7 protein-coding genes and 3 pseudogenes are annotated in these 12,755 nt (G+C 37.0%); 7 read left to right on the forward strand and 3 right to left on the reverse strand.

The features are described 5' to 3' along the window. Positions 1-29: 29 nt before the first annotated feature. From AEQ18_RS08635 to AEQ18_RS16065, 3 genes and pseudogenes are all read left to right on the forward strand, one after another. On the forward strand, positions 30-1,619 hold the full coding sequence (locus AEQ18_RS08635) for a type I restriction-modification system subunit M (protein WP_054115926.1): 1,590 nt from the start codon (positions 30-32) through the stop codon (positions 1,617-1,619). Further along, positions 1,619-2,197 (forward strand): annotated as a pseudogene (locus AEQ18_RS16060) (restriction endonuclease subunit S); the annotation flags it as partial. The gene AEQ18_RS08635 and the pseudogene AEQ18_RS16060, both read left to right, overlap by 1 nt. 39 nt (positions 2,198-2,236) lie before the next feature. Next, positions 2,237-2,779 (forward strand): annotated as a pseudogene (locus tag AEQ18_RS16065) (restriction endonuclease subunit S); the annotation flags it as partial. Between the two features lie 31 nt (positions 2,780-2,810). Here AEQ18_RS16065 and AEQ18_RS08645 read toward each other — a convergent pair. Both AEQ18_RS08645 and AEQ18_RS16070 read right to left on the reverse strand, forming a co-directional pair. After that, on the reverse strand, positions 2,811-3,734 hold the full coding sequence (locus AEQ18_RS08645) for a site-specific integrase (protein WP_054115928.1): 924 nt from the start codon (positions 3,732-3,734) through the stop codon (positions 2,811-2,813). Positions 3,735-3,809: 75 nt separating this feature from the next. Further along, positions 3,810-4,961, reverse strand: a pseudogene (locus AEQ18_RS16070) (restriction endonuclease subunit S); the annotation flags it as partial. A 707-nt stretch (positions 4,962-5,668) separates the two neighbouring features. Between AEQ18_RS16070 and chvE the strand changes: the two are divergent. The 3 genes from chvE to mmsB all read left to right on the forward strand — a co-directional run bounded on the left by chvE (position 5,669) and on the right by mmsB (position 9,544). After that, entirely contained in the window at positions 5,669-6,742 is a 1,074-nt protein-coding gene (chvE, locus tag AEQ18_RS08655; RefSeq protein WP_054115984.1) for a multiple monosaccharide ABC transporter substrate-binding protein, read from the forward strand. A 64-nt stretch (positions 6,743-6,806) separates the two neighbouring features. After that, positions 6,807-8,339 carry a multiple monosaccharide ABC transporter ATP-binding protein gene (gene mmsA / locus AEQ18_RS08660; protein ID WP_054115929.1) on the forward strand — a complete coding sequence of 511 codons (1,533 nt, stop codon included), beginning with the start codon at positions 6,807-6,809 and terminating at the stop codon, positions 8,337-8,339. Between the two features lie 35 nt (positions 8,340-8,374). Then, positions 8,375-9,544, forward strand: a complete 1,170-nt coding sequence (mmsB, locus tag AEQ18_RS08665) for a multiple monosaccharide ABC transporter permease (RefSeq protein ID WP_054115985.1) — start codon at positions 8,375-8,377, stop codon at positions 9,542-9,544. Positions 9,545-9,657: 113 nt separating this feature from the next. Here the strand turns inward: mmsB and AEQ18_RS08670 are convergent, their stop codons facing one another. Beyond that, positions 9,658-10,653, reverse strand: a complete 996-nt coding sequence (locus tag AEQ18_RS08670) for a substrate-binding domain-containing protein (protein WP_054115930.1) — start codon at positions 10,651-10,653, stop codon at positions 9,658-9,660. Positions 10,654-10,844: 191 nt separating this feature from the next. Here AEQ18_RS08670 and AEQ18_RS08675 point away from each other — a divergent pair, with 191 nt between their 5' ends. Further along, positions 10,845-12,653 (forward strand): ABC transporter substrate-binding protein, encoded by a 1,809-nt coding sequence (locus AEQ18_RS08675; RefSeq protein ID WP_054115931.1) that lies wholly within the window; start codon positions 10,845-10,847, stop codon positions 12,651-12,653. The last annotated feature ends 102 nt before the right edge of the window (positions 12,654-12,755 follow it).

Genomic DNA, 12,755 nt, shown 5'->3' on the forward strand with positions numbered 1-12,755 from the left:
TTTATAAGTAGAAAGTGAGAGAAGCACAGATGGCATTATCGAAAGAACAGCAGACAAAGATGTGGGCGATGCTTAATCAAACCCGGGGACAAATTGGCTTAACAGCCTATAAAGATTATATTTTTGGTATTTTGTTTTATAAATACTTATCTGAAAAGGCGACAAAATGGTTAGAAGGAGTCTTACGGGGAAAGACGTGGGAAGAAATTTATGCCCAAGATCCGGCGAAAAGTCTAGACTATATGAAGCGAAATCTAGGTTATGCCATTCAACCTGGCAACTTCTTTTCTGATTGGAAAGCTGCGATTGATGAAGATCAGTTTAATATCGGTTTGATGACTGATACGTTTGGACACTTTAATCAACAAATAGCATTGGAAGCAAAGGGGGATTTTGAAGGGATCTTCGACGGGATGCGCTTTGATAGTGCTGATTTAGGGGCAAATGCACAAGCACGTGCAAGCGTAATGATTTCAATGATTGAGTTACTATCAGCCCAAGAGTTTGATTTGTCGGGTGGCGATGATGCCATCTCAGATATTTACGAATACTTGGTAGCACAGTTTGCTACAGTATTGGCTTCCGATATGGGGCAATACTATACACCAAAAGAAATCTCAACCATTATGGCAAGAATTTTGACCCACGGTAGAGAAGAGGAGGAGAAATTTTCCATCTACGATCCAACTGTTGGTTCAGGATCATTGTTATTGACTACAGCGAGTTTTATGAAGCATTCCCATAATCGTGGAATGATCAAATACTACGGACAGGAAAAGGATGCAACGCCTTATCGTTTAGCGCGCATGAACTTGATGATGCACGGTGTGGAATATAACGATATCAGCATCAACCATGCAGATACACTAGAAAGTGACTGGCCAGATGGTGTCGTTGATGGTAGAGATAATCCTCGTATGTTTGATGCAGTCATGGCGAACCCACCCTATTCTGCCCATTGGAATAGTAAAGATCGGGAAGATGATCCTCGATGGCGCGAGTATGGTGTAGCCCCGAAAACCAAAGCAGATTACGCTTTTCTATTGCATTGTTTATATCACTTAGAAGACAATGGGCGAATGGCGATCATTCTTCCTCATGGCGTGTTGTTTAGGGGTGCAGCAGAAGGTCGCATCCGTAAAGCTTTGATCGACCGACATCAAATAGAAGCCGTGATTGGTTTCCCTGATAAGTTGTTTTTAAATGCATCTATCCCTGTTTGTGTCTTGATTTTAAGAAAAAATCGTATAGCGTCGGATATCCTGTTTATTGATGCAAGTAAAGACTTCGAAAAACTGAAAAATCAGAAACGATTAAGGCAAGAAGATGTGGAAAAAATTGTTGAAACGTTCGTTCAACGTAAAGAAGTTGAAAAGTATGCGCATGTGGCAACTTTAGAAGAAATCAAAGAAAATGACTATAACTTAAATATTCCTCGTTATGTAGATACTTTCGAAGAAGAAGAACCTATTGATATCGTAGCAGTGAGCCAAGAAATTACTAAAATCAATGCTGAAATCAAACAAGCAGAGGCAGAGTTTCTTTCTATGTTAAACGAGTTAGCCGTCACTCCTGAGACCAAAGATTTGATAGAAGCTGCAAAAGGAGTGTTTGAATAGTGGGAGAAAAGAAAGCACCGAAATTGCGGTTTGATGGTTTTGATCAAGATTGGGAACAGCGTAAGTTATCTGAAATGTATGATATTATGTCTGGTTTTGCATTCAAGTTAAGTGATTATGTTGAGTTTGGGATATCAATTGTTAATGGGGAATCTATTAATAATGGTAATGTTTCTTCAGTGAATTGGAATTATTTACCAGAACATTTTCGAAAAAAATATTCAAATTTTATACTTCATACGGATGATATTGTTCTTGGTTTAAATCGTCCAATTACAAATGGAGAATTAAAAATTGCTCAAATACCAAGTTATCTTAATGGATCTCTATTGTATCAACGTGCTGGAAAAATCAAAATTGTTAATAATACAGATATAAACTTTTCTTATCAGCTATTAAATAAAGAAATCTATAAATTTGTTTTGAAAGAAGCACAAGGCTCTGACCAACCATTTATTTCAACTACAAAATTAAAAAAATGGAAGTATACTGTTCCTAGAGAAGACATTGAACAAAAAAAAATCGGAACCTTTTTCAAAGAGTTTGATGATACAATCGCTCTTCATCAGCGTAAACTAGAGCAGATAAAACTGTTGAAACAAACTTTTTTGCAAAAGATGTTTGTCAATCATGGATTTGTTCCTGAGTTGAGATTCGCTGATTTTGGTGAAGAATGGAAGCAACGTAAGCTTGGGAAAGTAATAGATATCCAATCAGGTAGAGATTATAAGCATTTAAATATTGGTAATATTCCTGTCTATGGTACTGGGGGCTATATGTTAAGTGTTGATAAAGCTCTATCATATGAAGAGGATGCGGTAGGAATAGGGAGAAAAGGAACGATTGATAGACCTTATATTTTAAGATCTCCATTTTGGACAGTAGACACCTTATTCTATGCAATTCCTAGAGTTAAGTATGATATAGAATTTATTTACTCTATATTCCAAAAAATAAATTGGAAAGCTAAAGATGAATCGACAGGTGTTCCAAGTCTTTCGAAATCAGTAATTAATTCTATTTCAGTTTATTTACCAAGTAGTAATGAGCAACAAAAAATCGGATCCTTCTTAAAACAACTCGACAACACTATCGCCCTTCATCAAAAAAAGTTAGATAACCTTAAACAATTAAAAAAATCTCTCTTACAAAAAATGTTTATATAAAAAGGCGCCGATCGGCGCCTTTTTTCTATACCAATGTCGCTAAATGCCGCATAATCTTATCATTATCCTGATTTTCCAGTTCCTGAATAATATGGAGATACGTTTCTTGAGTAGTCGTCATACTCGAATGACCTAGTCTCTTCGCCACACTTGCAATCGATACACCAGCAAATAGTAGTAATGAAGCATGTGTATGTCTTAAAGAGTGAACCGTTATGACAGGAATACTTGCATTTGTACATAAAACTTTTAATCGATTATTTATCGTAGAATTAAAAACGCGTTTTTTTACAAAAATAGGTTGATCCATCTCTAGTTCTCTAACCAATTGAGAGAACTGCATGGCTAATTGCCAGTCCATTTGGATGTTTCTAACAGAGGAAGCATTTTTGGTAGGTTGAAAATCTCCAATAGAGTTTCTATAATTCCAGGTTTTTGTAATAGTTATCTTTTGATTAAAGAAATCAAAATCATCAGGCGTGAGTGCCAATGCTTCAGAGAAACGTAATCCTGTCTTTGTTACCAGTAAAATAAACCAATCCCAGTTTATTTCCGGTTTCAAATCTAATTCACGCAACAATAATTGGACCTCATGTTGATTTAAAAACTTGGGTTTCTTTTCCCTAGGTGCTTTTCCTTTAATAATGACTTTTCTGGTCGGATTCTGAGTCAGTATACCTTCATCCACTGCATCTAAGATTGCGCCTTTAATCTGATGATGAAAATCCATTGTAGTCTGTTTTTCATGATCTTCCGCATAAGCATTCAAAAGCGTTTGGTAACTTCGTCTATCTAGATCTCCAATTTTTAGACCAGGTGCTAGTTTAGTTACCCACTGTAAACTCATATAATACTTTTCTAACGTAATCGATCGAATTGATCCTACTTTGTATAGTTCAATCCATTCTTCAAAATACTTATGAAATAGTTGTGCTCTCTTTCTTTTCAATACAAAAACCTCCTAATAATTTTGATGGTACTTGTTAATTATTGGGAAGTTTTCGGTGAATGTGAAGATTTATTTTTAGATAAACATGAATTGTAGAAACGCCTTTTTTAGTTCTTTAAGGTTAGTCAGCTTTTTTTGATGAAGAGTAATAGTAGCATCGAGTTGTTTGAAGAAGGCTCCAATTTTATTTTGTTCATTTAAATCAGTAGGCATTGTTACCTTGAATTGCGACAAAGATTTTTGACTAACACCTTTTGCAGTTCCTCCACTTGCTAACGATGATAATTCATTAAAAGATTTCGGTGAACATAACAATACAGCCAAGAAATCATTAGTAATTTTATCTGAATAGACATCAAAAGCTATTGTTCGTTGGCTGAGAATGTATTTATTACTGTCAGGCACTTGAGCAACGTTTCCCATGGGTGCTTCTGTAGTAAATAATACTTGTCCCTCATAAAGTTCTTTTCCGGTCATCCATTTGTTATATAACTTCTGATCACCATAATGTGCATCAGCTGATGGATCAATATAACCATTTTTTACATTAAGAGCAGAAAGAGCGAGATAACCAGACACACTCCAATCCATACCCATTTTTTTAGGAGTCCGTCCTCGAAAGTCTATCGTTTTTTTGATGTTGTCAAAGAACTTACGCTGTTCCCACTTTTCACTAAAATCAGCAAATCTCAACTCAGGAACATTCCCTTGATTGACAAACATCTTTTGTAAAAAAGCCTGTTTCAACAGTTTTATCTGCTCTAGTTTACGCTGATGAAGAGCGATAGTGTCGTCTAGTTGTTTGAAAAAGGTACCGATTTTTTGTTGTTCACCAATATTGGGAAGCTTAAATTCGATATTTTTGATTATTTTACTATTTAATTTGGGCTGCGCTGTCCCTGTGTTGTATTTCATATAATCTATTTTTTCCAATACTTGAACTAAAAAGTAATTATTCCCATCTATCATTCTCATAATGTGAGCATGATTATTTAACCAGAATTTCCCTCGAGTTAAATACGCTACTGGATAATTTCTCATAATTATGTTTGCTCCATCTTCAGCAAGTAAAACATATTCACCATCGAATATATAATTATCAACATAATCAATAATTCCTGTAGCGCCATAATAAGGGTATTCGCCTAAAACACGAAGGCCCGAATCAATGGGAATACGCTTTCCATCGAACGATTCAGTCACTTCCCCCAACTTACGCTGTTCCCATCCGCAAAGTCAATTTTCGTAAATTAAAAATAGTATAAACCTTTTTATTGATAAATATATTGGATTTCCATTCTTGTTCGCTTGCAACCCCTTCCAAAATCAGCTACACTAATACCGAATAGAAACCAAAAAAAATAGGCACCTCATAACAGTACGGGAATACTGTTACGAGGCCCTGATCAGTCACCACCCTAAAACGGTTGACCAATCAAGTTGCCATAGTTGACGCCAAAGCATCAACGTGTTTATTGTACCTAAAAATACCCGTGATTTCTAGTAGCATCAAGGCGAAATCGGTATTTTATGAGGAAAATTTCACGAGATGCTAGACGCTTATTTTGCTATGTCAAAGGCATTGGACAATCTTGTCTGATGCCTTTTTCTTTGTGTTCCTTTATGCGCGGAAGGACGCAAAAATAGGCTGAAACGTACACATGAAATGGGCCATACGAGAATAGGCAGTCATAGTTGACCATTTATAAACAAGTCGTAACGAACTTTCATGAGGACGAACGGGGAAGACACTTCATTCCTAGGTAATGAAGATGGCAAGTCGCTGGTTTCTATTCACTATTTTTCGGCAGTGGCAAATTTTTAAAAACATGCATACCTTATACGTCAATAGGATTCTGCATGTGAGCAACAATGATAGAAAATTTTAAGGATGAAAAGGGGAAATGACCGATATGAAGAATCGTCAAGAACGAATGACAAAGGGAAACAAACGAATCTTAGGGCTATTCTTGGCTGGCTTATTGATCTTTTTAGCAGCATGCAGCTCCAATGAGGAGACCACGAAAACAATAGGGATCGCCATGCCGTCTAAAGCGTTGGAACGGTGGGAAAAAGATGGGGACTACATGGTCGAGAAATTTAAAGAACTTGGTTATGAAACCGACATCCAGTATGCACAAGATCAAGTACCTACCCAAGTGTCACAAATTGAAAACATGATTACCAAAGGGGTAGATGTGATCGTCATCGCATCAATTGACGGTGAAGCGTTGACGGACGTCGTAGATAAAGCAAAAGGTCAAGACATTCCAGTCATAGCATATGATCGATTGATTATGAATGCAGAAGGTGTTGACTATTATGCAACTTTTGACAACTTTGGGGTTGGGATTTTACAAGGTAGTTATATTGTGGATGAATTAGACTTAGACAACCAAGAAGGTCCATTCAATATTGAATTATTTGGCGGTGCACCAGATGATAACAATGCCCGCTTTTTTTACAATGGGGCTTTATCAGTGTTGCAACCCTATATTGACGCAGGTGTTTTGAATGTTAAGAGTGGACAAACTGAATTTAGTCGAATCGCCATACAAAACTGGGATGGTGCTACTGCACAAGCGCGGATGGACAATCTACTAAGTGCAAATTATACAGAAGATCAAGTGGATGCTGTATTAGCACCGAATGATGCTGTAGCGATGGGCATTGTTTCTTCTTTAAGAAGTGTCGGTTATGGAACCAATGAACGGTCAATGCCGGTGATTACTGGTCAAGATGCGGAAACAGCTTCTGTTAAATCAATCATTGAAGGTGGTCAGTCTATGACTGTTTTCAAAGACACGCAAAAATTAGCAGATGTGACCGCAAAAATGGTTGATCAAATACTGATGGGTGAAGAAGTGGAAGTGAATGATCGTGAAACATATGACAACAATACAAAGATCGTGCCAACAAATTTATTGATTCCTATTGCTGTCGATAGTCAGAATTACCAAGAAATTTTGATCGATAGCGGTTATTTGCTTGAATCAGATATTCAGTGAAAAGAAATGAGGGCGTTCATGTATCATGGTTATTCGCTTTGTCATCTTTAGCAGGAGGAAGAACATGTCAGAATTTATACTTGAAATGAAGGATATTACGAAAGCATTTACTGGTGTTAAAGCGCTGAATCGAGTGAATTTGAAAGTCAAACAAGGAGAGATCCATGCATTATGTGGTGAAAACGGCGCAGGAAAATCGACACTGATGAAGGTGCTTAGCGGGGTGTACCCTTATGATGATTATGAAGGAGAAATTGTTTTTAACAAGCAGCTTTGTCAGTTCAAGGGAATCAAAGATAGTGAAAAAGAGGGCATCGTGATTATCCATCAAGAATTAGCACTGATTCCTTACTTATCTATTGCAGATAACATTTTTTTGGGGAATGAGATAGCCCGTCATGGATTCATTGATTTTGATGAAACCATCAAAAAAACTGGAGAAATAATGGAAAGCGTTGGCTTGAGCGAACAGCCGAATACGCTGATCACAAATATCGGGGTAGGGAAGCAACAACTTGTAGAGATAGCCAAGGCGATTTCAAAAAATGTAAAAATATTGATTTTAGATGAGCCAACTGCAGCGCTCAATGAAGATGATAGTGAAAACTTATTGAATTTATTACTTGAATTTAAAAGACAAGGGATCACTTGTATTATTATTTCTCATAAATTAAATGAAGTGATGGCAGTTTCTGATTCAGTCACGATCATACGGGACGGAGAAACAATAGAAACGTTACATGCTGAGACAGGCGGTTTGAGCGAAGAGAGAATCATTAAAGGAATGGTAGGCAGAAGTTTAGAAAATCGTTATCCAGACTATCAGCCAGTGATTGGAAATACGTATTTTGAAGTGAGGAATTGGTCTGTGTATCATCCAACACATACAGCGCGCAAAATTCTTGATGATATTCATATAACTATCCGAAAAGGCGAAATTATCGGTATTGCCGGGTTAATGGGTGCAGGAAGAACAGAACTTGCCCGTAGCATTTTTGGCAAGAGTTATGGAGCAAAGATCAGTGGGCAATTATTCAAAGATGGTAAGGAAATCAAGCTGTCTAATGTAAAAAAAGCAATTGACGCAGGCGTTGCTTACGCGACGGAAGACCGAAAAGGAAACGGTCTGGTTTTGATAGAAACGATCAATGAAAATATTTCTTTAGCAAGTGTGAATAAACGTGCAAAAGCCACTGTGATTGATGAGAACCAAGAAATCAAGCAATCAGAATACTATAAAGAAAAAATGAGTATAAAAAGCCGTGATGTATTTCAGGAAGTAGGAAGCTTGAGTGGCGGCAATCAACAAAAAGTCGTTCTTGCCAAATGGCTACTATCTGAACCAGATGTTTTATTTTTAGACGAACCAACCCGTGGCATTGATGTGGGTGCAAAATATGACATTTACTTGATCATACAAGAAATGGCCAAGGCAGGGAAAGCAGTGTGTATCATCTCCTCTGAACTGCCGGAAATTCTAGGCATGTGTGATCGTATCTATACGATGAATGATGGACGGATTACGAGCGAGTCCAAAAGAGGAGAAGCGACACAAGAAACATTGATGGAAAAAATGACGAATAAGGTGGGGGTCTAAGGTTGGAAAAGAAAGGATCACAAAATAAACAGTTGATGGCAACAGAACAGGTCTTTGCTGTCATTAAGAAAGTCTTTCAAAAATATAGCATGTATTTTTTCTTGGTACTGATCATGGTTGCTTTTCAACTATTAAGTAACGGTGTTTTGCTAAGACCGCTGAATATTACAAATATCATTCTGCAAAATAGCTATATCCTTATTTTAGCAATTGGCATGGTACTTTTGATTATTCTTGGTGATATTGATTTATCTATAGGCTCAGTTGTCGCGTTTACAGGCGCCTTATCTGCAATTTTTACAATCAATATGAACATGTCTACACCATTAGCTATTTTGCTGTGTCTATTTGTCGGCGCAGCAATTGGCGCATTTCAAGGGTTTTGGATTGCTTATGTGAAGGTGCCGGCATTTATAGCTACATTAGCGGGTATGTTGATTTTTCGTGGATTGACAATCGTTGTCTTAGACGGTAAATCACTATCACCTTTTCCTGCCGCTTTTCAAATGCTTAGTGCTGGCTTTATTCCGCAGATAGCCGTAGTGTCAGGGTTAAAGTTATCGACGTTACTTCTTGGTTTGATGGCTATTCTTATCGTTACATTGTTTATGCTGAAAAATCGCAACAAGAAAATAAGTTATGGTTTTCCTGTAGATTCGATGTCAATATTTGCTGCAAAAATCGGATTGATTACTCTGATGATCTCATGGTTTACCTATGTCTTGGCTAGTTATGAGGGCTTTCCCAATGTGCTGATTATTTTGACTTTTCTTGTCGTGGTATATCGGTTTTTGACGAATAAGACAACCATTGGTCGATACATTTACGCGACCGGAGGAAATGAAAAAGCAGCAGCTTTATCAGGTGTTGACACAAGAAAAATCAAATTTTTTATGTTTATCAATATGGGGATTTTGTCTGCCATTGCTGGTCTTATTTTTTCGGCTAGGTTAAATGCTGCTACGGCAACAGCGGGAAACGGATTTGAGCTGGATGCGATCGCGGCTTGTTACATTGGTGGTGCATCAGCTTATGGAGGTATTGGGACTGTTTTAGGTGCAATCGTTGGCGGTTTGGTTATGGGTGTCTTAAATAATGGCATGTCTCTTTTAGGGATCGGTGTTGACTGGCAGCAAGCGATTAAAGGTGCAGTACTATTGTTTGCGGTGGCTTTTGATATTTATAATAAGAGGAAAGCAGCATAAATATGTGGTGACTAAGTGAAGACACCTAAGACAAGAGGTAAAGTAAAACTGATTGTCTTAGATGTCTTTTGCAATATTATAACTGACTATGGGGTAGCTGAATAAAAAAAACATCACTCATCAATCCTACGAACAGATCCACGGATCGTAAGTTGTGGCAAAATTTTTTGTTGGATAAAAGGAGTATGACATTCCTCAATCCTTTTTATCAATGTTCTAACAGTCAGCTTTCCCATATGATGTAAGTCTGTAGCAACATTTGTGATTTGAGGAATGGCCGTTCTAGTGAATTCTGTATCATCAAAACACAATATGCTTATATCATTAGGAATCGTATATCCGGCCGTTTGTAAGAAAGTATTCACCATAAATGCTAAGCCAGAATTAACGCAAAACCATGCTTCAGGCATTGTGTCCAATTGTTTCAGAATATGAAACAGTGCGCCTTGAGATTCTTCTATTTCAGTAATTTCAAAATGTGGATTCAAATTTTTCTCATGATTAAACAAAGCTTTTTGATAACCAACAAAGCGTTCATAGTAACTTGGAGAAAAACGGATATCACCAATAAAACCAATGGTACTGTGCTGATTTTCTATCAACAGAGAGACGGCATCATAAGCACCATCTGTATTATTTGTTAAAATCGTGTCAGCAACTAATGTTGGTCCATGATGGTCAACAAGTATGACAGGTATACCCGAATGAATTAGCTTTTCCAAATAGTCATCGTCACTATGGGAAAGAATGATAATACCATCATAGGATTCAAATTTCTCAGGTAGAGATGTTATCTGTATGTCTTCTTCTGTAATAGTGTACGTGCTTATTTGATGATCTAGAGTATGGATTTCGCTTATAATACTTTTTAATATTTCTCCAAAAAAGCTAGTTTGAGAAAAAACAAATTCAGTTGCGATCAATAGGAAAGAGTAATGCATGACTGTTGCATTACTTTTTTTGTATTTATAGCCTAACTCTTCGGCTTTTTGCAAAACAAGATTTTTAGTTTTCTGACTGACGCCAGGTTTATTTCGAATCGCTTGAGATACTGAATTTTTGGATATGCTAAGTTGATCAGCAATCATTTGCATCGTAATCTTAGTCATTGTAAAATCCCCTTTGTTGATTTTGGTTATTTTAGTATAGCATGGAATTACAAATAGAAAAGTAATTATTGTGTTTGTTTTTTCAGTAATTTATAATTTCATCGAGAAAGCGGTTTATTTTTGTCTTAAAAAAAGTAATTTTTTTATTATCGAAACAAAATTGCTTTAAATTAAAAAGGAGGATTTTATATATGAAAAAAGCAAAAGCCTTTGTTTTGTGTATGTTTGTTATTTTATTAAGTGGCTGCGGGGAAAGTCAAGAAGCGGCAGATGTCTCAGAAACCGGAAAACTTGTCATCAATGGAGATTATGTTGTACCACCAACAGCCCACGGAAATCCCTATATAGGTGGGTATATAGGTGGTGGTGCCGAACCATATTTACAAGAACCTTTATTTTCTTTTACACCTGTTGGGACAGATGGTGAAAACTTTAAGCCACGTCTGGCAGAAAGCTATCAAATTGATGACAATCAAATCACGGTTCAGTTAAAAAATGATCTTAAATGGAGTGATGGCACTGATTTAACACTAGAAGATGTAATAACTAGCTATCAAATGTGGGTAGGGAAAAAGCAATTATGGGAGTTTTTAGAAAAAATTGAGCCTATTTCAGATGATACGTTGACTTTCCACTTTAAGAACGAGAGTGAACTAATGATGAACTTATTGGTAGATGTGAAAATATCTGCAAAAAGTGCTGAATATGGCACTTTCGCAGAACGTTATCAAGAGGTTGCGGATAACGAGAGAGAATGGCATGACGAAACGAATACGTTTTGGTATTCCGAAGCTGGGAATGAAACCTTGCAAGCAATCAACGAGGAACTAGAAACTTATATGCCTAATATCACAGACATGGTAGGATCAGGCGCATTCGCAATCAGTAATCTATCGACTAGTGAAGCGATACTTACACGAAATGAACATTTTTATTTTGATACAGGAATTGATGAATTAACGATTGTTCGTGCGGTAACACCTGAAGTTGCAGCAAATAGTATGATTGATGGCACTTTGGATATGCATAGTGGTGGAATGACAGAAGACTTGATCAACCAAGTTGAAGCTAAAGTGCCGTTTTTCCAAGAATTTTATTTACCTGAGTATTCTCAAATGTCTGTAGTATTTAATCTTAATCAGCCGTTTGCGCAAGAAAAAGCCTTTAGAGAAGCCGTTGCATATTTAGTGAATCCGGAAGAAATATTGCCACTGGCAGAAGTGGGAAGTATGGAGAGTGAAAAGAGTAGCTCGGGACTGCCGTTATCTTTGCAAAAAGTATTTGGCCTTGAAGAATGGGCGTCGCAAACATTAGATGCGAGATCATATAATGTGGCTAAAGCTGAAGAAGTTTTGCTTGCTGCTAACTGGAAGAAGGAAAATGGCGCGTGGATAGATGCACAAGGGAATACAGTTGCTTTTGATTTTTCTTGTAATAACGGCTGGGGTTCAGCTTTATTACCTGGGGAAGCTATTGTGAATGAACTCAACAATTTTGGTTTTGATGTGACATTCCTACCAATGGAGGGCGCTTCCTATGATGCATATCTGAGAAATGGTGAACATACTGTAGCAATTGAATTTGCCCCGCCGTCTAATATTCTCTATGCCAACCCGTATGGAACATACGAGCAATTATATAAAGGAAGAAGTTGGCTTTTTGGGCTAGCTGCTGAAGAAACAGGTGAACTATTTTTAGAAAATAAAAATGGTGACCAAATTGATGTGATTGGTTTGACCAATAAACTGTTTGATAGTAAAGATGAAGTATTTATTGAAGTGACGAAAGAACTGATGGAGATTACTGACGACAATATTTTGTTTATTCCTTATCTAGAAAAAGGGTTTCCTGTGCGTGTCCTAAATGAAGCCATCAACTTTGACATTGAACCAAATGCGTTGATTCAAGATCCTAGATTTATAGGTGTTGGAGAAACAATGTTTTCTTCATTGATTGCTGAAGGAACAATGAAAGATAGCATGGCAATAACTGCTGAATAGCAATCAGACGCTAATACTAGGTGGCAGAATTGAAGTTGCCTAGTATTAGCGATGTTTAACGAAGTGCTTTGAATCCATCATATTTATGGAAGGGATAAATAA

It is taken from the genome of Enterococcus sp. RIT-PI-f (genome assembly GCF_001297065.1).
Classification (GTDB): Bacteria; Bacillota; Bacilli; order Lactobacillales; family Enterococcaceae; genus Enterococcus_D.

What these genes read in the sequence shown, in the direction of transcription:
- AEQ18_RS08635 (WP_054115926.1), top strand. Translation starts at nt 30, where the DNA reads ATGGCATTATCGAAAGAACAGCAGACAAAGATGTGGGCGATGCTTAAT.
- chvE (WP_054115984.1), top strand. Translation starts at nt 5,669, where the DNA reads ATGACAAAGGGAAACAAACGAATCTTAGGGCTATTCTTGGCTGGCTTA.
- mmsA (WP_054115929.1), top strand. Translation starts at nt 6,807, where the DNA reads ATGTCAGAATTTATACTTGAAATGAAGGATATTACGAAAGCATTTACT.
- mmsB (WP_054115985.1), top strand. Translation starts at nt 8,375, where the DNA reads ATGGCAACAGAACAGGTCTTTGCTGTCATTAAGAAAGTCTTTCAAAAA.
- AEQ18_RS08670 (WP_054115930.1), bottom strand. Translation starts at nt 10,653, where the DNA reads ATGACTAAGATTACGATGCAAATGATTGCTGATCAACTTAGCATATCC.
- AEQ18_RS08675 (WP_054115931.1), top strand. Translation starts at nt 10,845, where the DNA reads ATGAAAAAAGCAAAAGCCTTTGTTTTGTGTATGTTTGTTATTTTATTA.